General features: G+C 51.5%; 28 protein-coding genes and 1 tRNA gene. 18 read left to right on the forward strand and 11 right to left on the reverse strand.

What is annotated here, in order from left to right; genetic code table 11:
- Positions 1-52 precede the first annotated feature (52 nt).
- Positions 53-919: a YitT family protein gene (locus KNO58_RS11330; protein ID WP_214753974.1), complete on the reverse strand. Its 867-nt coding sequence runs from the start codon at positions 917-919 to the stop codon at positions 53-55.
- 87 nt (positions 920-1,006) lie between these two features.
- On the reverse strand, positions 1,007-1,414 hold the full coding sequence (locus KNO58_RS11335) for a YkvA family protein (RefSeq protein ID WP_214753976.1): 408 nt from the start codon (positions 1,412-1,414) through the stop codon (positions 1,007-1,009).
- Between the two features lie 113 nt (positions 1,415-1,527).
- Here KNO58_RS11335 and KNO58_RS11340 point away from each other — a divergent pair, with 113 nt between their 5' ends.
- The gene (locus tag KNO58_RS11340; protein WP_214753978.1) at positions 1,528-2,766 is read left to right on the forward strand and encodes an aminopeptidase; all 1,239 of its coding nucleotides are present in this window, start codon (positions 1,528-1,530) and stop codon (positions 2,764-2,766) included.
- A gap of 42 nt (positions 2,767-2,808) precedes the next feature.
- On the opposite strand, the gene KNO58_RS11345 is transcribed toward KNO58_RS11340, so the two are convergent.
- Entirely contained in the window at positions 2,809-3,591 is a 783-nt protein-coding gene (locus tag KNO58_RS11345; RefSeq protein WP_214753980.1) for an alpha/beta hydrolase, read from the reverse strand.
- Between the two features lie 127 nt (positions 3,592-3,718).
- Here KNO58_RS11345 and KNO58_RS11350 point away from each other — a divergent pair, with 127 nt between their 5' ends.
- The 6 genes from KNO58_RS11350 to KNO58_RS11375 all read left to right on the forward strand — a co-directional run bounded on the left by KNO58_RS11350 (position 3,719) and on the right by KNO58_RS11375 (position 6,597).
- Complete coding sequence (locus KNO58_RS11350; RefSeq protein WP_214753982.1) at positions 3,719-4,297, forward strand: TetR/AcrR family transcriptional regulator; 579 nt, start codon at positions 3,719-3,721, stop codon at positions 4,295-4,297.
- Entirely contained in the window at positions 4,288-4,638 is a 351-nt protein-coding gene (locus KNO58_RS11355) for a DMT family transporter (protein ID WP_214753984.1), read from the forward strand. The genes KNO58_RS11350 and KNO58_RS11355 overlap by 10 nt, the downstream gene beginning before the upstream one ends.
- Positions 4,635-4,949, forward strand: coding sequence for a DMT family transporter (locus KNO58_RS11360; protein WP_214753986.1), 315 nt, complete (start codon positions 4,635-4,637; stop codon positions 4,947-4,949). Before KNO58_RS11355 ends, KNO58_RS11360 begins: the two co-directional genes overlap by 4 nt.
- 67 nt (positions 4,950-5,016) lie before the next feature.
- Entirely contained in the window at positions 5,017-5,574 is a 558-nt protein-coding gene (locus KNO58_RS11365; protein WP_214753988.1) for a GNAT family N-acetyltransferase, read from the forward strand.
- Between the two features lie 87 nt (positions 5,575-5,661).
- A tRNA-Val gene (locus tag KNO58_RS11370) sits at positions 5,662-5,734 on the forward strand.
- A gap of 158 nt (positions 5,735-5,892) precedes the next feature.
- Positions 5,893-6,597 (forward strand): DUF554 domain-containing protein, encoded by a 705-nt coding sequence (locus KNO58_RS11375; RefSeq protein ID WP_021065260.1) that lies wholly within the window; start codon positions 5,893-5,895, stop codon positions 6,595-6,597.
- 37 nt (positions 6,598-6,634) lie between these two features.
- On the opposite strand, the gene KNO58_RS11380 is transcribed toward KNO58_RS11375, so the two are convergent.
- Positions 6,635-7,417: a pyrroline-5-carboxylate reductase family protein gene (locus KNO58_RS11380; protein WP_214753990.1), complete on the reverse strand. Its 783-nt coding sequence runs from the start codon at positions 7,415-7,417 to the stop codon at positions 6,635-6,637.
- A 198-nt stretch (positions 7,418-7,615) separates the two neighbouring features.
- Between KNO58_RS11380 and yidD the strand changes: the two genes are divergently transcribed.
- Positions 7,616-7,891, forward strand: a complete 276-nt coding sequence (gene yidD / locus KNO58_RS11385) for a membrane protein insertion efficiency factor YidD (RefSeq protein ID WP_251026219.1) — start codon at positions 7,616-7,618, stop codon at positions 7,889-7,891.
- 129 nt (positions 7,892-8,020) lie between these two features.
- A complete protein-coding gene (locus KNO58_RS11390) occupies positions 8,021-9,379 on the forward strand; it encodes an alanine/glycine:cation symporter family protein (RefSeq protein ID WP_214753994.1) in 1,359 nt (452 codons plus the stop codon).
- 18 nt (positions 9,380-9,397) lie between these two features.
- On the opposite strand, the gene KNO58_RS11395 is transcribed toward KNO58_RS11390, so the two are convergent.
- Positions 9,398-9,757 (reverse strand): potassium channel family protein, encoded by a 360-nt coding sequence (locus tag KNO58_RS11395; protein ID WP_021065264.1) that lies wholly within the window; start codon positions 9,755-9,757, stop codon positions 9,398-9,400.
- 79 nt (positions 9,758-9,836) lie between these two features.
- Here KNO58_RS11395 and cypC point away from each other — a divergent pair, with 79 nt between their 5' ends.
- On the forward strand, positions 9,837-11,084 hold the full coding sequence (cypC, locus tag KNO58_RS11400; RefSeq protein WP_312845876.1) for a CYP152 family fatty-acid peroxygenase CypC: 1,248 nt from the start codon (positions 9,837-9,839) through the stop codon (positions 11,082-11,084).
- Between the two features lie 20 nt (positions 11,085-11,104).
- On the opposite strand, the gene KNO58_RS11405 is transcribed toward cypC, so the two are convergent.
- Positions 11,105-11,857 (reverse strand): sugar nucleotide-binding protein, encoded by a 753-nt coding sequence (locus KNO58_RS11405; RefSeq protein ID WP_251026220.1) that lies wholly within the window; start codon positions 11,855-11,857, stop codon positions 11,105-11,107.
- Between the two features lie 97 nt (positions 11,858-11,954).
- Between KNO58_RS11405 and KNO58_RS11410 the strand changes: the two genes are divergently transcribed.
- Together KNO58_RS11410 and KNO58_RS11415 are read left to right on the forward strand one after the other, a co-directional pair.
- Positions 11,955-12,521, forward strand: coding sequence for a GNAT family N-acetyltransferase (locus KNO58_RS11410; protein WP_214753996.1), 567 nt, complete (start codon positions 11,955-11,957; stop codon positions 12,519-12,521).
- Positions 12,522-12,606: 85 nt separating this feature from the next.
- Positions 12,607-13,416, forward strand: a complete 810-nt coding sequence (locus KNO58_RS11415; RefSeq protein WP_214753998.1) for a DUF368 domain-containing protein — start codon at positions 12,607-12,609, stop codon at positions 13,414-13,416.
- A gap of 52 nt (positions 13,417-13,468) precedes the next feature.
- On the opposite strand, the gene KNO58_RS11420 is transcribed toward KNO58_RS11415, so the two are convergent.
- Both KNO58_RS11420 and KNO58_RS11425 read right to left on the reverse strand, forming a co-directional pair.
- Positions 13,469-14,023 (reverse strand): methyltransferase family protein, encoded by a 555-nt coding sequence (locus KNO58_RS11420; RefSeq protein ID WP_214754000.1) that lies wholly within the window; start codon positions 14,021-14,023, stop codon positions 13,469-13,471.
- Positions 14,024-14,130: 107 nt separating this feature from the next.
- Positions 14,131-14,979 (reverse strand): ABC transporter ATP-binding protein, encoded by an 849-nt coding sequence (locus KNO58_RS11425; RefSeq protein ID WP_214754003.1) that lies wholly within the window; start codon positions 14,977-14,979, stop codon positions 14,131-14,133.
- Between the two features lie 189 nt (positions 14,980-15,168).
- Between KNO58_RS11425 and KNO58_RS11430 the strand changes: the two genes are divergently transcribed.
- The gene (locus KNO58_RS11430; protein ID WP_214754005.1) at positions 15,169-16,218 is read left to right on the forward strand and encodes an NAD(P)/FAD-dependent oxidoreductase; all 1,050 of its coding nucleotides are present in this window, start codon (positions 15,169-15,171) and stop codon (positions 16,216-16,218) included.
- 10 nt (positions 16,219-16,228) lie between these two features.
- Here KNO58_RS11430 and KNO58_RS11435 read toward each other — a convergent pair whose 3' ends face one another.
- On the reverse strand, positions 16,229-16,642 hold the full coding sequence (locus KNO58_RS11435) for a VOC family protein (RefSeq protein WP_214754007.1): 414 nt from the start codon (positions 16,640-16,642) through the stop codon (positions 16,229-16,231).
- Positions 16,643-16,745: 103 nt separating this feature from the next.
- On the opposite strand from KNO58_RS11435, the gene KNO58_RS11440 reads away from it, so the two are divergent.
- Complete coding sequence (locus KNO58_RS11440; protein ID WP_214754009.1) at positions 16,746-17,117, forward strand: hypothetical protein; 372 nt, start codon at positions 16,746-16,748, stop codon at positions 17,115-17,117.
- A 54-nt stretch (positions 17,118-17,171) separates the two neighbouring features.
- Here KNO58_RS11440 and KNO58_RS11445 read toward each other — a convergent pair whose 3' ends face one another.
- The gene (locus KNO58_RS11445) at positions 17,172-18,041 is read right to left on the reverse strand and encodes a hypothetical protein (RefSeq protein ID WP_214754011.1); all 870 of its coding nucleotides are present in this window, start codon (positions 18,039-18,041) and stop codon (positions 17,172-17,174) included.
- Positions 18,042-18,372: 331 nt separating this feature from the next.
- On the opposite strand from KNO58_RS11445, the gene KNO58_RS11450 reads away from it, so the two are divergent.
- The gene (locus KNO58_RS11450) at positions 18,373-18,597 is read left to right on the forward strand and encodes a hypothetical protein (protein WP_251026221.1); all 225 of its coding nucleotides are present in this window, start codon (positions 18,373-18,375) and stop codon (positions 18,595-18,597) included.
- A 190-nt stretch (positions 18,598-18,787) separates the two neighbouring features.
- Here KNO58_RS11450 and KNO58_RS11455 read toward each other — a convergent pair whose 3' ends face one another.
- Entirely contained in the window at positions 18,788-19,702 is a 915-nt protein-coding gene (locus KNO58_RS11455; protein ID WP_214754013.1) for a hypothetical protein, read from the reverse strand.
- Between the two features lie 202 nt (positions 19,703-19,904).
- On the opposite strand from KNO58_RS11455, the gene KNO58_RS11460 reads away from it, so the two are divergent.
- From KNO58_RS11460 to KNO58_RS11470, 3 genes are all read left to right on the forward strand, one after another.
- Complete coding sequence (locus tag KNO58_RS11460; protein WP_214754015.1) at positions 19,905-21,146, forward strand: LCP family protein; 1,242 nt, start codon at positions 19,905-19,907, stop codon at positions 21,144-21,146.
- Positions 21,147-21,225: 79 nt separating this feature from the next.
- The gene (locus KNO58_RS11465; protein WP_214754017.1) at positions 21,226-21,930 is read left to right on the forward strand and encodes an NAD(P)H-binding protein; all 705 of its coding nucleotides are present in this window, start codon (positions 21,226-21,228) and stop codon (positions 21,928-21,930) included.
- Positions 21,931-21,957: 27 nt separating this feature from the next.
- Positions 21,958-22,176: a PspC domain-containing protein gene (locus tag KNO58_RS11470; RefSeq protein WP_021065279.1), complete on the forward strand. Its 219-nt coding sequence runs from the start codon at positions 21,958-21,960 to the stop codon at positions 22,174-22,176.
- Positions 22,177-22,201: the final 25 nt, after the last annotated feature.

Genomic DNA, 22,201 nt, shown 5'->3' on the forward strand with positions numbered 1-22,201 from the left:
GGATTGTTCATGCGTTTGTTACACAAAAAAATCGACAGCGAGTTGCTGTCGATTAAAGTGTATACGAATGTTCTTTAAAGTTACCGACGACCGAATCGATTTCCGAGACGGTGACGAACGCTTCCGAATCAATCTCAGAGACGATTTGACGCAGTTTTGGAATCTCGTTGTTCTGAACGACGACATATAACATCTTCTTCGAATCGTTCGAATAACCGCCCGTCGCGTCCATGATCGTGACACCGCGCTTCAAGTTCTGCTTGATGACGAGGTTGATTTCGTCGGCTTTCTTACAGATGATGAAGCACTGCTTTTGTGCCGAGAAGAACCGGTGAATCGTCAACAACGTCCGCGACCGGACGAAGCTGAGCACGAGCGCATACATGACGGCTTTAATATCGAACGTGATGAACACGAGGATATAGACGATGATATCTTGTGTCAAAAAGATTTTTGGGAGTGATAAGTTCCGGTTGTTCGTATAAATGACTTTCCCGAGAATGTCGAGTCCGCCGGTCGAAGCGCCTGCGAACAAGAGCAGGGCGAGGCCGAGTCCGGAGACGATGCCACTGAACACCGAGGCGACGAGTGGGTCATCGAGCGGTGTCGGCGGGATGAGTACGGGCAACGTGTCAATCAAAATGGATGATAAGACGACGACGAGTCCGGTCATGAGAATGAACCGTTTGCCTAAATATTTAATCCCGATAATGAAAAGGGGGATATTTAATAGAAGTTGGCTGAACCCGATCGGCGTGCCGAACAGTTCATTGATAATGAGCGTGATTCCGACGATGCCGCCGGATCCGATTTCGTTTGGCTTGAGCAGTAATCCGACAAAGATTGATTGCAGAATCGTTCCGGCGATGATGAACAGCGTCGTCTCGACGGCAATCCGTTTTCTTGATTTTGCGTACATAGATGATGGCTAGGTGCCATACGCCCCCTTTGACTTAAACTCACTCAAGCGTACTCCGACGATGTCGGAATATCAAGCGTTGACCGATTACAATTCGTTATGAAAGCGGTCGATATCGCTCGCGAGCTGCTCGTGGACGTAATCGATGACTTGGGCGTCATCAAATAAGCCGAGCGGCGCGTCGTCCGGAATCGCGTCGAATGGGGACACGAAATATAGAATCGCAGCGACAAGAGCGTGTTGTTTGTCCGCCTGCATCTCGAACTGATTGTTATAGACGGCGCGCAACATATTGAGCAACTGTTTCATTTGGAAGTAGAGCGTCAGTTCTTCTTCCCGCTCGATATTGCTAATCTCGCTTGACGCGACGTCGACCGTCACTTTAGCGAGAGCGAGTTCACCTTGGACCAAGAGATCACCCAGTTTTTCCTTCTCGCGATAGTCCTCGGTCGCGCTTGTTAAAAAGTGTGTGTACGTCGTTTTCCAATCTGACATGTATATTCCTCCTTCTGTCTTCATCTACTAATATGCCCGTTTTTGCGATTTGGTTGCAACTTTTCCGAAAATTTAAGAAAATAGAAATAAGTGAAAAAGGAGGAACTGTACATATGTCTACTGTAACCATGCCGACCGAGGCAGAATTTGCCCGCTACGCTGAGCTTGCCGTCAAAAAAGGCGTCAACATTCAGCCGGGCCAACAGCTCGAAGTCCGAGCTGATATTAGCCAGGCACCACTCGTCCGTCAAATCGTGAAAGCAGCTTACGCGGCTGGCGCGAAACAAGTGTATGTCAACTGGAGCGACGAAGAGACGACGAAAGTCCGTTACTTCAACGCCCCGGCCGATGCTTTCAAAGAATACCCGGAATGGCTCAAGGCACGCTTTGAGCATTTGGCAGAAGAGAAGACGGCCTTCCTATCAATCGTCAGCGACGACCCGGACGCACTGAACGGCGTCGAGTCGTCACGCATCGCGGACTCGAACCGTGCTGCCGGCGTGGCACTCGCCAAATGGCGTAAATACGTCATGAGCGACAACGTGAGCTGGTCAATCGTAGCTGGCGCTTCGGAAGCGTGGGCGAAGAAAGTATTCCCAGACCGTGAAGACGCTGTACCGGCCCTTTGGAAAGCGATTTTCGAAGCGACGCGTATGGATCAACCGGATGTCGTCGCGGCGTGGGATGCGCATGACACATCGCTCCGTGAACGGGCGACGTTACTTACGAACAAGAAGTACACGAAGCTCCACTACAAGGCACCGGGCACGGAATTGACGATCGGCTTGCCGAAGAAGCACGTCTTCCTTGGTGGCGGCGGTCCGAACATCGATGGTGTCGATTTTATCGCCAACATGCCGACGGAAGAAGTGTTCACACTCGCCGATAAAGACTCGGTCGAAGGACATGTGTCGAGCACGAAACCGCTCAGCTATAGCGGCAACTTGATCGATGGGTTCACGCTCTGGTTCGAAGGCGGGAAAGTCGTGAAGGCGGAAGCGAAACAAGGCCAACAGGCACTCGACGAGCTGTTGAATCTCGACGAAGGGGCGCGCCGCATCGGAGAAGTCGCGCTCGTGCCGGACGACTCACCCATCTCGAACTCGGGTCTCCTCTTCTATAACACGTTGTTCGATGAGAACGCATCGTGTCATTTGGCGCTCGGACGCGCCTACTCGACATGTCTCGAAGGCGGACCGCAAATGTCAGCCGAAGAGCTCGCCGAGAACGGTGCGAACGACTCGATGACACACGTCGACTTCATGATTGGTTCGGCCGAGATGAACATCGACGGCGAACTCGAAGACGGTTCACGCGAAGCCATTATGCGTGACGGTAACTGGGTCATCTAATCAAGCAAGAGACGAATCCCTTCGTGGAATTCGTCTCTTTTTTTACGTTAATTCATAGAGAAAGGCGAGGGCGTTCGGTAGCCGTCGCCGCCACGCGATTTCATTATGGACGGCACCGGGCTCGACCTCATATCGGAAGGCGATTCCTGTTCGCGCGACCGTCTCGACGAGTTTCGCATTCGTATATAAGTAATCTTCGGGCGTGATCGGTCCGCTCGTCTCGTTCGTCCCGATATCCATATATAAGCGGGCCGTCAATTCGGCCTGCTTCACTTCCCGAATGAGCGAGTCGAGATTGGCCCAGGCGGCCGTCGAGAGCGAGCCGACGCGCCGGATGGACGGATAGGCCGTCATCATATAGAGCGAGATGACACCGCCCATCGAGCTGCCCATCACGCCGACGTCGTCCGGGTCGGTCGCGTAGCGGTCGTCAATCCATGGCTTCAACTCTTGCATGAGCCAGTCGGCATAAGCCCGACCTCTCCCGCCGAGCGTGGGCCGTGTCTTGGCGAGTTCTGGCCCGATTCGGCGATACAGCATCTCATCCTCATAAAACGAATACTCATCGTAGCGGTCGAGCCAGTCCGGGGCGCTCGTGATGGCGACGACCATGAGCGGCAATTGTAAGTCTTCGATGTGGCGGTCAATCGACCAACCTTCGCCGATCGTGGCGGTCTTGCCGTCGAACACGTTTTGACCGTCGTGCATATAGAGCACCGGGATCCGTTCGTCAGGGGAAACGAAGTCGGGACGATAGACGCGGACGATCCGCTTCCGACCACGTATCGTCTCTGTAGGTAAGGTGAAACTGAATTGCTCAAGCATGTAAGGCGCTCCTTTCGCAGTCAACTGGTTTTAGTTTGCCGGGTGTGGCAGCAGAATGCAATCACGACACTTGACTACCTACCGTTCGTTAGGTAAAGTAATGAGAGAAGAAAGGGGACGACAGAGCATGAACACGAAACAACGGATTGAACTCGCGGCACGACGGCGCTTTGCGCTTGAAGGGTATGAAGGACTATCATTAGCGGCACTAGCCGAGGATGTCGGCATTAAGAAAGCATCGTTATACGCTCATATCGAAGGAAAAGAACAGCTGTTCAAACAGGTCGTCGAGGACATGGCAAATCGTTACGATCGCGTCTGGCGAGAAGTACGGGACGCCACGGAGGGCGCGGCGCCGCTCGAACGGATCGAGGCCATCGTCAAGACGTTGATTCGCTTCTTTGAGGAAGAGGAAACGTGGATGCTGACGAAGCGGATGCTGCTCGTCCCGCCGCCAGAATTGCGTTCGTTCATCGAGACGACGCTCGGATCGGTCGAAACAGATTTACAAGCGTTTGAAAAAGAACAGTTTCGATTGGCGATGGAGCAAGGCGCGTTACCGGAACAGTCGCTCGAGGACGTCTACGATGCCTACTATTGTTTTCTCGATGGCGCGCTCATCTCGCTCTTCACGCTCGAGACGAATCGCGTCAAGCGGCAACAAGCCGCATTTACCATCTATAAGAAAGGAGTCGGATGGACATGAAACAAAATCAAACGGCCTGGATCTGGCTCATTCTCGCCGGTCTACTTGAAATCGTCTGGGCCACGACGATGAAACTGTCGAACGGATTCACGGTGCTCGGTCCGAGTGTGGTGACCGTTTTCCTATTAATTGTGAGCTTTGGATTGTTGGCGATGTCGTTCCGGACGTTACCGGCCGGGACCGGTTATGCCGTGTTTACTGGAATCGGGGCCGTCGGAACGGTCATCGTCGGGGCGGTCTTGTTCGATGAGGCACTGACCGGGATGAAGCTCGTCTTTATCGCGACGCTCCTCATCGGTGTAATTGGATTGAAACAAGTGACGGGAGGGGAATCGGCATGAGTTGGGTATTTTTGATTGGCGCGGGTCTTGCCGAGATGATGGCCGTCTTTTGGATGGGAAAATCGAAAGGTTATCAAATTTTTAAATGGACTGTTCTATCCGTCGGAACGTTTGCCTTAAGTTTTTATTTATTGTCGCGTTCCCTCGAGACGCTCCCGCTCGGGCTGGCGTATTCGATTTGGGTCGGGATCGGGGCGGCCGGTGGCGTCGTGCTCGGTATGCTATATTTGAACGAATCGCGAGATCGCTGGCGTATCTTTTTTCTGTTACTCATTATCGGGAGCGTCATCGGATTGAAAGTTGTCGCCTAAACAGGATTGAACCGGAATAAAAACGGGAATTGAATAGTTCAGACTGTGAACGAAAGGGGCGGGGACGATGAATCTTGTCAAACTGCAATCCGAACGTCTGCGACTTGAACCTTACACGATTGCCGATTTTTATTTCGTGAAATCGTTACTCCAAGATCCGCGGGTGATGCGCTTCATCAGCCAGGATGGTAAGCCATATACGGACGAGCAGACGATTGAATGGTTCGAGCGCCAGTTGGCCCGCTATCAGACGGGTCGCCAAACCGGATTGCTCAAATTGATGACGCATGAGAGTGATGAGCCGATTGGACATGCCGGTACGTTGCTCCACGAACTCGATGGGACGATTGAACTTGAGGTCGGATATTGGTTGGCGCCGAAGCATTGGCACATGGGCTATGGACGCGAGGCGGCGGCCCGTCTCATGCGTTACGCGTTTGAAACCGGAGAAAAGGACATCATCTCCTTGATCCATCCGGACAACGTCCCGTCGCAGCGGGTCGCGAAAGCGAATGGGCTGCATTGGGATCGGGATACCGAATATCAAGGCATGCTCGTCTCGGTATATGCCGGTGATTTAGAGCGATTATGCCGCCATATGAAACGGGAAGAAATGACGCGCTAAAAAAAACTAAAAAAAGTTTTAAAAAACAGTTGCCAAGGCATTAGTTTCTTGATATATTAATAGTGTCCTTAAGAGAGGACACGACCTGATTCTGTAGCTCAGCTGGGAGAGCGCTACCTTGACAGGGTAGAGGTCGCTGGTTCGAGCCCAGTCAGAATCACTTGGGTGCCAAACCCGATGCGAAACCCATAGGAACGTGGGTTTCCGCGATGCCACTTCTTGCGAGAAGTGGCTTTTTTTTGTTTTTCTTTCAATTGACAGCCCACATAAACAGTTGGTATATTCCTCTCAATACATACAGAAACGGGGAATAATCCAATGGTCTTAACCGGAACAATCGTCAACGCGGCGTTGATCGTGATTGGCACATTACTTGGACTCTTGTTTCACCGCATCCCCGAACGAATGAAAGAGACGGTCACCGCAGCCATCGGTCTCGCCGTCGTCTTGCTTGGCGTTCAAATGGGGATGAAGAGTGAGAACTTTTTAATCGTCATCGGCAGTCTCGTCATCGGGGCCGCCCTCGGGGAATGGTGGAAGCTCGATGAGAAATTGAACGAGGTCGGCTATCAATTGGAACGCCGCCTCGGCGGCAAGAGCAAGTCAAGTATCGCCGAAGGCTTCATCACGGCGACGCTCATCTTCGTCATTGGGGCAATGGCCGTCATCGGCGCGCTCGACAGCGGGTTGCGTGGAGATCATGACGTCCTGTACACGAAAGGGTTGATTGATGGCTTTACGGCACTCGTGCTCAGCTCGACGCTCGGCATCGGGGTCATGTTCTCGGCCGTGCCTGTGCTCTTATATCAAGGAGCAATCGCCTTGCTCGCCATTCAAATCATGAAGTTCATCCCGGAGTCGCTCATGGATGATTTCATTTTAGAGATGACGGCGACCGGTGGTGTCATGATTGTCGCAATCGGGTTGAACTTGGTCGGCATCACGCGGATTCGCGTCGCGAACTTATTGCCGGGAATCTTGATGGTCGCGGTCATCGTCTCCATCTTACATATCGTCCAATGAAAAAATCCGAGAAACGCGATGCGTCTCTCGGATTTTTTTATTTCTTCGGTTGTTCGACTTCTTCTCTCGCACTTTCGCGAAGGGCCGACGCCATGACGTCCGCTAAATCGCGCGATCGGAGCACGCCAACACCGCGGTCGGTCGGACCGTCTGGTGCGGCCACGTCCGCAATCAAGTCATTCGTCGGCCGTGTCTCGTGAAGCAACAGTTCAGCCGATCCTTTCATCGCCTGGGCCACGATTTGGCGCGCCGTCGCTTCATCGAAACCGGCATCGGTCAAGACGGGCGTCATTGAACCGACAATCTCATAAAAGAAAGCGGGACTGCATCCAGCGGCAGCCATGAAGGCGGACATCGTCTTCGCATCCGTCACGGCCGTCCGTCCGACGCGTTCAAACAGCGCCGTCGCGGTTTCACGGACCATATCATCGGTCTCTGGGCCAAACCAGAGTCCGGTCATCCCGCTCCGATAAGCGACTGGGGTATTCGGCATCGCGCAGACGGCAGGGAGACCTGACGCCTCTTCAATCTCGCTCGGTTCGATATGAGCTGCTACGGAGACGAGGAGCGGTGTGCTCCACGTTTTCGATTGCACGTAAGGAATGACTCCGTCCGGTTGCATCGCGAGGACGACGATGTCATACGCGTTGACATCCTCTTCGTCGACAATCTGCACGCCGAGCTCGGCTTGGAGCGCTGTCAAACGTGTCCGGTCACTCCGGTTCGTCATCGTGATTTGTTCAGGCGCCACACCTGAGGCAAGCCATCCGCGCACGAGTGACTCACTCATCGATCCTGCACCTACCATTAAAATATTCATTCTCGTCACCTCTTCATATAGATTCGGTCGTATACATGTTGCTTATCATAACAAATGATGAGGCAAATAGCGCCCATCGTGCTCAAATTGTAAAACAAAGGAAAAAAAGATGAGCGGTTTGTCATTCGATTGTCGCATCCGCCATAGATGACAAGCTGGCTCGGGCAAGCTATTATGGCAGTAATCAAACTGGAGGCGATGAGAGTGAAACGAGTGTTAGTGCGGGGAATTCAAGGGTATCAGCGGTTCATCTCGCCGTTGAAACCGCCGACTTGTCGCTTTTATCCGACGTGTTCGCACTATGGAATCGAGGCGATTGAAAAGCATGGCGCCCTTAAAGGTGGATATTTGACGACACGCCGTCTATTGCGGTGCCAACCGTTCCATGCGGGTGGACTCGACTACGTGCCGGATGAATTCGATTGGCGCGCTCCCTTACAACGTGAAAAACCCCCTTCTCAGCGAGACGTCTAAGCGGCGGCTCGCTGTTTTAGATACAGCTTACAAACTGAGTGGTTGTTTTATTACAATACTTTTGACAATCTTCCAAGTATTCTGAAAAAATAGAGATGTACGATTACATAAGGGGAAGGGGAATTCAATATGAGTCAATCGTTCAGTGAACTCATCGGTACGATTTCGGACTTTGTGTGGGGACCGCCGTTATTGATTTTGCTTGTGGGGACAGGCATCTATTTGACGGTAAGGCTCGGGGGACTTCAAGTCACGAAGTTACCGTACGCATTGAAGCTCGCGTTTTCTAAAAACCAAGACCAATCGTCGAAAGGGGATATCAGTCACTTCCAAGCGCTCATGACGGCGCTAGCAGCAACCGTCGGTACGGGGAATATCGTCGGGGTCGCGACCGCGGTCGTGCTCGGTGGACCGGGAGCGATCGTCTGGATGTGGGTATCGGGATTCTTCGGCATGGCGACGAAATACGCTGAAGCCGTGCTCGCCGTGAAATATCGGGTGACCGATGAACGCGGACAAATGGCCGGGGGGCCGATGTATTATTTAGAACGTGGCTTGAAGCAACGCTGGCTCGCCGTCGCATTTGCAGGTTTCGCCGCGCTCGCTGCATTCGGGATCGGGAACGGGGTGCAGACGAACTCGGTCGCGATGGCGCTCAAGACGACATTTGACGTGCCATTGTACGTTTCTGGTATCTTGATTATGATTTTCACAGGTGCGGTCATCTTAGGCGGTGTCAAATCAATCGGTCGTGTCGTCAGTTACTTCGTACCGGTCATGATCGTGTTTTATCTCGGTAGCGGCTTATTGATCATGGTGATGAACTTTACGCTCATCCCGGATGCGATCGCCCTCATCTTCAGTAGCACGTTCAGTGCCGAGGCGATCGGCGGCGGAGCCATTGGGGCGGCCATTCGTTATGGGGTGGCGCGAGGCGTCTTCTCGAACGAGGCCGGTCTCGGTTCGGCACCGATTGCAGCGGCAGCCGCGAAGACGGATATGCCGGGACGTCAGGCACTCGTCTCGATGACGCAAGTATTCCTCGATACGCTCATCGTCTGTTCGGTCACGGGAATCACGCTCGTCATGGGCGGCCAAATCGGTTCAGGATTAGAGGGAGTCGCATTGACAACGGCGACATTCGAACAATTCCTTGGACCAGCCGGCGGTTATATCGTGACGATCGGACTCGTCATGTTCGCTTATTCGACGGTGCTCGGATGGTCGTATTACGGGGAGCGGTCGATTCATTACTTGTTCGGTCAAAAGTCGATTCTTCCGTATCGGATCGCGTTCGTCCTTGTTGCCGGTCTCGGTGCGATGACGACGAACCTCAATTTGGTTTGGGCGCTCTCGGACGTCTTCAACGGCTTGATGGCCATCCCGAACTTGATTGGCTTACTGTTCTTGTCGGGTGTCGTCATTGCCGAGACGAAGCGATTCAATCAACAGCTCGAACTCGAAAATCGAAATCGAAAAGCTTCTTAAACCAATACGCCACCATCCTCACGGGGACGGTGGCGTATTTCGTTTGCGAACCTCTTCGAGCCGTGCTTGCTGAAGATGGTCGAACACTTTCGTGATGAAACCGACCATGATGCCGACACCGGTGATGACATAGCCGATTGTGAACACTTTGCCGATATCGGTCGTCGGGACAAAATCCCCATAGCCGATCGTCGTGAGTGTGACGACACTGAAATACAGGGCATCGAGCCAACGCATGTCTTCGAAGCGTGAGTAGAACAGCGTTCCGGAGAGGATGGTCAGGAAGGCGAGACTGAACAAGACTTGAAACTCCGCATCCTTCAAGCCACGCCAAATTCCGCGGAACATGCGCCGGAACGTCAAGATGAAAGATAGCATTTCATTTCCTCCTTTCCCTATAGGTTTGTTCGCTAGGAACAGGGGAACATCCTTTATAGCGAAACTGGAGAGGATGATCATGATGACACGACTGATTCCAAAAGAAGAAGGGCTCGATCATAGCCTGGCGTTCCTACGGGAAGGATATTTATACGTCCCGAACCGTCGGAAGAGCTTTCAATCCACTCTGTTTGAAACACGCTTGCTCGGCGAACGCGTCATCTGTCTCGGAGGCGGCGAGGCGGCAGCCTTGTTTTATGACGCGGACAAGTTCGTGCGCAAAGATGCGGCACCGAAACGGTTGCTGAAAACACTATTCGGTGAGGATGGTGTGCAGACGTTAGACGGCTCGGCCCATACACATCGCAAACAGATGTTCATGGCGCTCATGTCTCCCCAAAATATCAAGCGGTTAACGAAGCTCGTCAGCCGGGAGTGGGAACGGGCGCTCGACGCGTCGGCTGACGAGACGGTGCTCTATGACACGGCGCAAGAAGTTCTCATGCGGGCCGTCTGTGAATGGGCCGGGGTCCCGCTCCGTGAAAGCGAAGTAGCGCGCCGGACGGACGAGATGCGATTGCTATTTGAATCTGGGACTGCGCTCGGACCAAAACATGTTCGGGGGCGTGCGGCCCGCTCCTCGGCCGAAGCGTGGGTGCGTGGCATGGTCGAAGAAGTGCGGACGAACCGGCTTCTCCCAAACGAACAAACGGCGTTATACGAATTTTCTTGGCATCGGGATGAAGCGGGTCATCTGCTTCCGGCCGACGTCGTTGCTGTCGAAGTAATCAATATATTGCGCCCGACCGTGGCCGTCTCGATTTATGTGTTGTTCACTGTATTGGCGCTCCACCAATTTCCGGAAGCGCGGGATCGATTGGTGCGTGGTGAGACCGAACCGACATGGTTCGTCCAAGAAGTGAGACGCTTTTATCCATTTTTCCCCGTGACCGCTGCGAGGGTCAAGCAAGATTTCGAGTGGAACGGATTTACGTTCGAAGAAGGGACGCTCGTCTTGCTCGATTTATATGGGACGAATCATGACCCTTCCTTGTGGACGGAACCGGATACATTCAACCCCGATCGGTTCAAAGACTGGACGGAAAGTCCGTTCACGTTCATTCCGCAAGGCGGCGGGGATGTCGATTTCGGACACCGCTGTGCGGGAGAGCATGTGACGATTGCAATCATGCGTGAGACGATCGACGTATTCCTAACACGTTACCGTTACGAGGTACCGCCGCAAGACCTCAGTTATAGCTTTGTCGATTTGCCGAGTTTACCGAAGAGCCGGCTCGTGCTTAATCAGATTCAAAAGAACAAATAAATGAGTCGCCCGCGGGCGACTCATTTCGTGTGTAACGCTAGCCGTTTTGTAATCGGTTGAACCGTGATGGTCGTATCGACCATTCGATTGTCACGTTTCGGCTCATCTGCCTGTTCGATTTGCCACGACGTATCATGCAGCTCTTTGAGCGCCAAAGCGATATCATACAAGGAATGGCTCGAATTGCCATTCAATTGATACAGCCCTGGCCCGCGCTTCGTCATAATCTCGAACAAGGCATCGGCCGTATCTTCTAAAAATGAAGAGGATGGATACCAATGGGCACTCGCGACGATGACGCCATGTCGCTTCATCTCGTTCTCAAAATAATCCATCATGTTATTCGAACCGGCACGATTCCCGATTTGCCAACCGAGTCGTACGATTTGAGCGCCGGGATTGGTCCGCGCAATCGTCTCTTCGCAGGCACGCTTATAAGCCCCGTATTCATCGGTCGCGTCAGGGGGCGTGTCCGGTGTGATCGGCCCTGTCACGTTGTCAGAGAACACCGAGACGGTGCTCGTGAAGAGAAACGGAATGTTATATTCTCCGCACAGACGAGCGAGCGTATCGGCCCATTCGACGGCACCCATCCCGATATGGAGAAAGTAGTTCGGACGTACCGATTCGATGAAACGTCGCATCTCGGCCTCATCTGTGGTTGACACTTTTGTTCGGTCCCACGCCACGGGCTCGATGCCATGTCGCGTTAACGTCTCTGCGACGACGGGGGCGACGGTCCCGTTCATACCAGTCAAAATTGCTTTCATCATGCACTCCTCCCTTTTGTTTCTATCATCCCACACTTTACGAACTGACAAACCATTTGTTGACAGCTTTATGCTAGACTGTTGAGTGGAGGCGATAAGGATGAATATTCGAAAAGCGACACCGGACGATCAGTTGCAGATTGCACCGCTCGTCTATACGGCGATTCATGAAATCGCCTATTCATTGACCGGCACATCCGATCAAGCGCGCGTGCTCGATCGGCTCGCGATGTGGATTGGTCAGCCTGGCAACCGCTTGAGCTACGAGAACATATGGGTGGCCGAATCCGATGCGGCGATTGCAGGTATCTTGATTGCGTATCACGGCGAGCAGGCGGCAATGCTCGATGAACCGATTAAAGATTGGCTTCGGGCGAACGGTCAGCCAGACGAGTTGGATGTCGAAACGGAAGGCGACGTCCTTTACATCGACTCGGTCGCCGTCGACGCGGCGTTTGGCGGACGCGGCATCGGGACGAGCTTGATTCGACAGGCGATTGCTCATGCGCGTGATATGAACATTCCCCATGTCACGCTCAACGTCGATCAGACGAACCCGGCAGCGGGTCGATTGTATGAACGTCTCGGCTTTATGAAAGAGAAGGAGATTGTGATATCCGGGGGACGGTTCGACTATATGACGCTCGCGGTAAACGGAAACGTCTGAACACGTCACGAAACCGATGCAAACCGATCGGGACTCGGCTATACTATAGGCTTGATAACATTGAGAGAGAAAAAGGAGATTGTGTATGGAGTGGAAGAATATGTTGCGTGGCATCGCGATGGGAACGAGTGATTTGATTCCAGGCGTCAGCGGCGGGACGATTGCAGTCATTTTAGGAATTTATGACCGTTTGATTGAAGCGATCAGCGGTATTTTCAGTCGGCATTGGAAACAGCACCTCTTGTTCTTGATTCCGCTCGGGATTGGGATGGCAGGGGCGATTTTAGGACTCAGCCGTGTGATTGAGTTCCTCTTGCTCGAATATTATGAACCGACCCAGTTCTTCTTCATCGGATTGATTCTCGGGATCATCCCGATGCTTTTCTTTGAATTTCGAACGAGAGCGGTCATGCGTCCGGTGCACATCGTCGCAATGGTCATCGGGGCGATTCTCGTGGCCAGCATGGCAATCATCAAACCGGTGGATACAGCCATCATCACGGAACTTTCGACTGGGACGACGATTCTGTTGTTCTTCTCTGGCTGGCTCGGTAGTATGGCGATGTTGTTGCCAGGAATCAGCGGGTCATTCGTATTGCTTTTGATTGGAGTGTACCCGACCGTCATCAGCGCGTTATCGAACTTGAACCTGCTCATTATCGGCATCGTCGGTCTTGGAGTGGCCGTTGGTTTTATCGTCAGCAGCAAAGTGATTCGCTATTTGCTCGGTCATTTTCCGGGCATGACGTTTTCGGTTATCATCGGGCTCGTTATCGGCTCACTCGCAGTCGTGTTCCCCGGTCTGCCGGAGACGACGATCATGTGGGTACTCAGTATCCTCTCATTCTTCGCTGGATTCATGATTGTCCGTCTACTTGGACGCTTCTCTGTTTAACTAAACAAGCACGCCCGTCTGTAAAGACGAGCGTGCTTGTTTTTGCTGTTGTTTAATAAATGAACGGAATTAACCGTTTACGCGACTTGGCCCACGTCTGATACGTCGTACCGAAGTGAGACGTCAACATCTTCTCCTCGATATGGATGCGCCATAGAAGGGCGAGACTCATCAAACATGTTCCGACGAGCGCAATCATCCAATGCGCGAAAAAGAGTGAAAAGCCGAATGTAATAAACAAAAGCCCTGTGTATAGCGGGTGACGTAAATAACGATACGGTCCTGAACTGACGAGTTCATCCGCGGGGCGGACGACGACGTGGCGGGTGAACTGATGTCGTAATTGTCGGATGCCCCAATAGCGAAGTGAGACACCGGTGATGAAACCGCTAAGGCCGAGCAGACGTTGCAGTGTGGCCTGACGTGTATCGGTCCAAGCAGAAAGTCCGATTGAGACGGCGAATACGGCGACCATCATCAAGGAGACGATATAAAAACTGGCGTGCTCACTGTTGCCATCGGTCGGTTCGGACCGGTTTCGGTATCGCCACATTTCATATAGCCAAGCGACCGAGGTGAGAATAAATAATCCATCGAGCCAATCCATAACGTGCCTCCTTTTTCAATACCTTCGATGTATTACCCGTGTCTTCCTCCTCATTAACGTGCAGGAGACGAAAAAACGTCTCGCGATGTGCGGGACGTCAAGAAAGATTAACGGGCGTTGGCAAGCAAGGTTGCGGCAGCCTGCTGGGCAGGGGGCGCTTCTTTCGGCTCATCTTTAATCAAGTGGTACGTGAGACACATCGGTTTTTCGGTCCGCGGGTCGCGACCGATGATGGCATCGATATGGAACACTTGTCTGAGCACGAGCGGGCAAATGACTTCCTCGGCCGAACCGGTCGCGAGCACCTCGCCATCTTTCATCGCAACGATGTGATCGGCAAAGCGTGCGGCCTGGTTCAAATCGTGGAGCACCATGACGATGGTCCGTCCTTGTTCGCGATTGAGCGTTTCGAGCAGTTCGAGCACTTCGAGCTGATGGGCCAAATCGAGATACGTCGTCGGTTCATCCAAGAAGATTAAATCGGTCTCTTGGGCGAGCGCCATCGCAATCCATACGCGTTGACGTTGCCCGCCTGAGAGGGCATCGACGCTGCGGTCTTTATAAGCGAGCGTCCCGGTCACATCGAGTGCCCAATCGATGACTTCGTGGTCGTGTTTCGAGAGGCGTCCAAATCCGGATTGATACGGGAATCGACCGTAAGAAACGAGTTCGCCCACCGTCAAGCCGCCGGCACCTTCCGGCGTTTGCGGCAAGATGGCCATTTTACGGGCAATCTCTTTCGTGTTGCATTTCGCGATGTCGGCCCCGTCCAAATGCACCGCGCCGGCTGATGGAGGAAGAATCCGGGTCATCGCTTTTAAGAGCGTCGATTTTCCACAACCGTTCGGTCCGATAATCGTTGTAATTTTATGGTCGGGAATCGACAAGCTCAATTGTTTTACAATCGTCTTGTCCCCATATCCGACCTCGATATCCGTCGTATGTATCCGTGACATGATGGATTCCCCTTTCCGTAGATGACGCCCATGATAATGATTCTCAATATCGAGTTTACTATAGCAAGCATGGCACATCGTGTCAATGTTGGTTTGAAGTCAAAATACATTGTCGAGCGGTCGAATTCGCGGTATAGTGAATGAGAATGAGAATCAGTGGCGTTGGAGTTTGGAGGAAGGGTGAGGACGATGAGCGAACAGGACCTATATGATGTAACGATTATTGGAGGCGGACCGGCCGGGTTATATGCGACGTTTTACAGCGGATTGCGGGGAATGAAAACGAAATTGATTGAGTTTCAACCGCATCTCGGCGGCAAAATCCATGTCTATCCAGAGAAGATGATTTGGGACGTTGGCGGTGTCACGCCGACGTCCGGGGCTCGACTCATCGAACAATTGGTAGAACAAGGATTGACGTTTGACCCGACCGTCGTGCTCGGAGAAAAGGTCGAATCGATGACGAAAGATCACGATGGCAATTTCGTATTGGATACGACGCAAGGGCAACATCGATCGAAAACGGTCATTGTCGCGACGGGAAGTGGGATTCTGCAACCGCAGAAAATTGATATTAGTGGGGCGGAGCGCTTCGAGGTCTCCAACTTGCACTATACGGTCAAATCGCTCATGGCGTTCAAAGGGAAGACGGTGTTAATCTCGGGTGGCGGCAACAGTGCGATCGACTGGGCCAACGAACTTGAACCGATTGCCGAACGTGTCATTTTGACGTATCGGAAAGAGGCGCTCAAAGGACATGAGTCGCAAGTCGAGAAACTCCTCTGTGGACGGGTCGACTGTCGATTGCATACGCAAATCGATGATTTGATTTCCCGGGACGGGACGACGATTCACGCTGTTGCTCTTGTCGATTGCGGGACAGGTGCACGCGAGATTGTGGAAGTGGACGAGGTCGTCATCAATCATGGATATGAGCAGGATACGGCGCTTCTCGGGGAATGTGAGCTTCAAGTCGAGATGGTGAACGATTTTTACGTGAAAGGCAATGCAGGCAGTGAGTCGTCGGTGCCGGGGTTATATGCAGCGGGCGACATCTTGATGCATGAAGGGAAAGTTCATCTGATTGCCGGCGCTTTTCAAGATGCGGCCAACGCTGTTAATCGGGCGAAAACATTCATTGATCCGGGCGCGACGAAAACGGCGATGGTGTCTTCCCATAACGAACGATTGAAAACGAAGAACCGAGATATCATCCAGCAAGCATTACAAAAGCAGTGAGGGAAGCCCCTCACTGCTTTATTGTTGGATAATCGCACAGTTCGACGATGACGCCGCCGGAATGGCGGGGGTCCATATAGATGAGGCGCCGGCCTTTAGCCGTCGTCCGCAACGTGTCCTCTAAAAAAGTCACACCGTCCCGTTTGAGCGACGTAATCGATTCGTCCAAATCCTCGACGCGATAGGCGATATGGTGAACGCCTTTACCCCGTGCTTTCATAAAGCGGGCGATTGGACTGGTCGGGCTCGTCGGCAATAACAGTTCAATCACGTCGTCACCAACGTGGATGACGGCAATCTCCGTCTCGACGCCGACGGCCGTGTTCGTATAACGGTCGACCAACTTCCCTTGTAGAACGGTCGTGTAAAATGCAATCGCCTCGTCTAAGTCACGGACGGCGATTCCGGTATGGTCAATATGCATGGTTGTTCCCTCCTCTCGCTCTAGTTTGACGAAACTTGAACAAAATGTCACTTCACAACGTTTTGTCGGAATCCGATATACTAAAGGAGGGAGGGACGGCGAAATGAACGGAAAGATCACTCTTGGATTGATCAGCGCGTTCGCGCTGGTGTCATTTGTGTTTGGACTCTCACTTGCGACGTTTGTCGATTATCGGATCAATGAAGAGCAAGTCGTTCTGGAACGCTTGACGACCCATAAAAAAATTGGTCCATCTGAACTTCTATCCACAGAAGTGGATTTTCACTTGAACGGTTCGAATTACGCCTTGCGGTTTACAGACGAACCTCACATCACGTACTGGTTCAGTGTGACGGATCGTGAAATTCAGTTCGACCGAATTGAATCGTTGGACCGGCGTGATACAGGTCTTCGGACCGCTCTCTTTGAAAAGATGCCACCGCTCGCGATGGACTCGACAAACGCTGCCGAATAAAAGCACGAAACGAACGAGTCTGATTGACGGACCGCGGGCGTTTCGTGTTTTTTATTAGGTCGTTGTGGAAGGGGTCAAGTACTTCAATAATGTATAAGTGGATGATGGTGTCGGACGGGCACCTTGCTCGTATAAAGCGTGCAGGATGTGTGTCTGCATCGAAGTGGCAGTGACACTCATCAATTCTGTCTTTTTAAATTTATCATAGTATGATTGCTGAAAAAATGAGATGCCTTCTTGAGTAAATTCTTTTGGGCCAACGATATGCAACTCGTGGAGGTACAATCGACCTTGCTTAATCTCGCCGTACATCGTACCGACCACGGTGCCTTTCCATTTTAACGAATAAAAGATGGTTTGCCTTCGATGGAGCAAATCAAGTTTCCGATCCGTAAAAGGGGTGGCTCCGGGTAAGAGTCCGAAAAATTGATTACGGTTTCGTAACCAATCATGATGTGTCTCCGGATACTCTATACAAAATTGCCAATGTTCAAACGTTGTTTTTGTGTACGGCACGCAAAGGAACTCATATGGCGTCGCTTCATGATGAAAAAGAAATCCAATGTCCTGGACCCCGTTCAACAAATCGTCCGGCGCGTCACTTGGGAGCTTTAGTGAAACCAGTGTGCGGTGACAAACCTTTGATTGAAGTTGGAAAAGGACCCGATCGATTAAACCGCTTAACATCTTGCGATTTTTCCCAGTGGTGTCGCTCAAGCGAATCACATGCGCGGCTTTGAAATCGGTGCAGTCTACGTTGACGGCGGCGACTGGCTCATTACGGAACCATCCAGTGTAGTGATAACAGTCATCAGGTAGACAAAAGAGATGTGGGATTTGACCCATTGGATAAAAAGAATGGAGCATGGACCGTTCATGGGACTCGAGTTGTCGGCTTTCTTTGACGATAAAGGTGTGCTTCACGAAAGCAACCTACTTTCTACAAGTATTGGAACACCCTTAAATTGTAAGCGTTACCAACTAAAAATACTTGTATTAATATGATGAACATTTTTTGGTTGAAATAGGGATAGTTTTATGGTGTTTTCCTGAACGGTTCGTTCGAAATAAGCACAGAAATGGCTTCAGGAATGGGTTTGTGGAAAAGCGGAGCGAAAGAAACAAAAGCGCGTCTTCGAAGTGGGACAGGGTGTGAGAATTATTTTACAGGTGAAAAAACGAAGAAAAAACCGCGTCATGGCTCTGAAACAGACATGCTATACTGGACGTAAAGAAACGAACCGAGGAGATGACTATGCGATATTTCACGGGATTGTGGTTGATAGTAGTGTTGTTGGCGGGCACACCGCTCGTGGCGCAAGCGGATACAGAACCGATTGTGGTCCATGAGAATGTCATCGTCGACGAAACGGTAGAACTATATGAGGGGTTTCGATCCCCGAATGAGATGGTCTTTATTTTTGTATTAATCGTATTATTGTCAGTCATCGGCCTAGGCATCATTAATGCCATCGAATAACGTGAAAACGTTCACAAAAATGCAATATCTGACACGGAAGCGGTTTCAAATCTGATTTATACTAAACGTGTAGGAAGGAAGTTCTGCACCAACTTCCCCTCCTTTTCAGATGAACACCCCTCGTTCATATCATGTATTGGAGTCAATCGACGATGTCGATTGACTCCCTTTTTTTGTATGCAGCATAAGGTTACAACTGGATACGCTTTTCTTTGGCGAGACGTCGCAGTCGTTTCGTTTCATTCGTATGTCCATGACTTTCGAGCATATTGACGTACACTTTGAACGGTTCGGAACGATGCGAGAAGAAAGGGATATATTCGGCGAACAGTTTTTGTTCGGCTTCGGATAAAAAGCCACGTTCGACGAGTAACTCCAGTTCAAGCATTTTTAAGGCTTGATAATCGGCGAGCGCATTGTCGTCTGTCTGGGCTTTGGCTAACGTCCGGTCACACAACGTGGTGAGACGTTCGTGGAGCAAGTTCCATTCAGCGATGCTATACGATTGCTCGAGGAGGGTCGAGAGTAAATCGACCCGGGTGGAATCGACATCTTTTGGGACGTGGAGTGCGGTATACAAGGAACGGTCGATCCAAACGGCAGGGGAAGGGGCATCGAGTTGATAATACTGAATCAACTGGGATAACATCGAGGTCTGGGACAACTTTAATAATCGAAACGGGTCACTCGTCGTGAATAGAGGCTCTTCTCCAGCTGAAGATGACAGCAACAAAAACATCTCTTCATACATCGTCCGAGCCTCGGGCTCCTCGTCAGCATAATGCACGAGGTCGCGAATGATTTTTTTGGCGTGAATGTACCAATTTTTTTGATCCCGTTCACTCATCACTTGATTGGGCACTAAATATAAATGGTCATATGCCAATTCGACAAAGCGCTCAGCGAGGATGATGGTTTGCGAGAGCGAATGCCGTTCGTCTGACGACTTTTGTTCTTTATAGCGCGTGAACTGGCTGACCATAAAGTCGATGTCTTTCTCTTCAATCACGGTTTTTGGGATGTTGCGATACATCTCGACAATCACATCGCGAAGCGTGGCTTCCCCGTATTGTTCCAACAACATCCGTAACTTCCCGATACGCATTAGCTCTCCCTCCTTTCGAGAGGACGTCGAACAATCTATCCATCCACAGATGGGCAGACACCAATTATTATTCCTTTCCCGGTTTCGATTCAAAACAACCCTTCCGTCTCATGCTTAAGACGGATTTTTGCGCTAACCGTTGTCAGAATAGCGTTTGTCGATGATAATGTAGAAAAATCTAACCATACTAGAGGTACAGCATATGAATGACGATCAACACTTATCACGTGTCGAACGACGGAGACGGGAGCTTGAACGCGAACGATTAACCGAACAAGCCCGGCTAGACGAACAAGCCCGATTAGATGAAGAGGCTCGACACGAGACGCATCAGCACCAAGGGCATGAAGCAGACAAGTTAAACAATGATTCGAATCGGCCGACAGATCCAGGACAAGGCGAGCATCCGTTTTTAAATCGTTCGGACGAACCCTCGTCGGAACGAAAGAAAAAATCGCTCAACGTCAGAAAACCGAAACTGGGTCTGCCGTTCGCTAAGAAGCGCAAGTCGAAGCCGCGCCGAGACGAACGACGTGAGCCTAGACAGAAAACTCGAGAGCCAGAACGGACACATACCAAGCGGGAGACCGCCGCTCCAAAGGACAAACCACGCCGTCGCAAGTGGAAAGGCAAATTGCTCCTCGTGCTGTTGCTCCTGGTCATCGGGGCCGGCTTTATGGCGACACGTCCGGTCACGTTCCTCGTCATGGGCAGCGATGCCCGGGTCGGAGAATCGTTATCAGGCTCACGGACCGACTCGTTACAGTTGATGGAGTTCGTGCCGCGTTCCCGCACGGTCCAAAACGTCTCGATTCCACGTGACACGTATACGGCGATTCCTTGTGAGCCAGAGCGGGAAGGCGATAAAATCACCCATGCGTTCGCCTATGGCGGCGCCGACTGTACCGTTGGAGCCGTGGAGGGATTGACCGAGGCGTCTGTCGACGGTCAAGTCGTCATCACGTTCGAAACGTTCATGGAACTGATTGATTTGGTTGGTGGCGTCAACGTGACTGCAACCCACTCGTTCAGCGAGAAAGGTTTCAATCAGACGTATGAGTATACAGAAGGTGTCTCTTACGCTATGGACGGGGATATGGCGCTCGCCTATGCCCGTCATCGGAAAACAGATACGGACGGGGCGCGATCGAACCGACAGACCGAGGTCATGTCAGCCGTCGCTGATAAATTGGCCAGTCCAACAGGGTGGACAAAAATACCGGCCACGTATCGCTTTATGAAAGACGAGATGGGGCTTGAGATGAACCCGCTCCAGATGGCTTCCATCGGAATGACGATGGCGCTACAACCACAGGTGGATAAACTTCAAATCGAAGGAGAAGACGCCTACATCGATAATGTCTATTACTATCAACCGACCGAAGCGAGTGTTCAAGCCGTTCGCGACGCCCTAGACTTAACGATGTGGGGAACTGTGAGATAATTTTGCGAAAAGGGTTTGATTCCATCCTGAAAGAGGAAATTTAATCAAATGAACTACTCTTTTGAGGAGGGAAATTTGAATGAAAGTTTTAGTCATTGGAGCAACAGGAAAGATCGGTAGACGTGTATTAAAAAGTTTAGCGAAAACGCATCAAGTGACCGCTTTAATTCGTTATCCTGAACTGCAGGCAGAGTATGAAAAAATGGGTGCGCGTGTGCTCACCGTCGACGTCGAAAAAGAATTGGATAAAGGGATTCATGAGGCGACGGCCGGACAGGACGCCGTCATCATCGCAGCAACGGCGGGAGCAGATGGATCGAGCAAAGAAATCGAACTGCTGGACCGCAACGTCGCCATGAAGGCGATTGACGCTGCGAAAAAAGAACGGGTCCGTCACGTCGTCTTACTCAGTGCATATGGCGCCGATCAACCGGACGCTGCACCAAAAGAACATTTCAACTTCTTGTCTGCTAATAATGCGGCCGACGAGTATATCGAACATAGCGGTTTGAACTACACGATCATTTGCCCAGTGACAATCGTAGATGGTCCAGGGAAAGGCTCGATTGAGGCATCGGAAGATTTGAGTGATGCGAGTGGCGCCACGATTTCTGAAACGGATGTTGCGACCATCATCGCCGCCTCGCTCGATAATCGAGGTTTGTATGGACGTCGGATTGAAGTCAAATCAGGCAGTACCCCAATCAATGATGCGCTTGATTTCGACAGTCGCGGAGAAGTGGCGACAGGTGGCAGAACGACGCTCCGTCGACCACAGCGTTAACGAAAAACTGGAGAAGAAGGTGTCTTGATGGAACGAAAACTGTATAAAGATCCGTCTAATCAAATGATTGCTGGTGTCTGTTCGGGACTCGGGAACTATTTAGGTGTCGATGTGACGTTGATGCGAATCATCTTCGTCGTCCTCGCCCTATTTGGTGGTCCAGGTCTTCTGATTTATATCGTCCTCGCCATCGTCATGAAAAAACCGCCTTCAGAATATGAGGCGGAGCAAGACAGTCGCTTTTAACTAAACGTGCTGACCATTCCGGTCA

The organism is Exiguobacterium sp. J17977 (assembly GCF_018616375.1).
GTDB lineage: Bacteria > Bacillota > Bacilli > Exiguobacteriales > Exiguobacteriaceae > Exiguobacterium > Exiguobacterium mexicanum.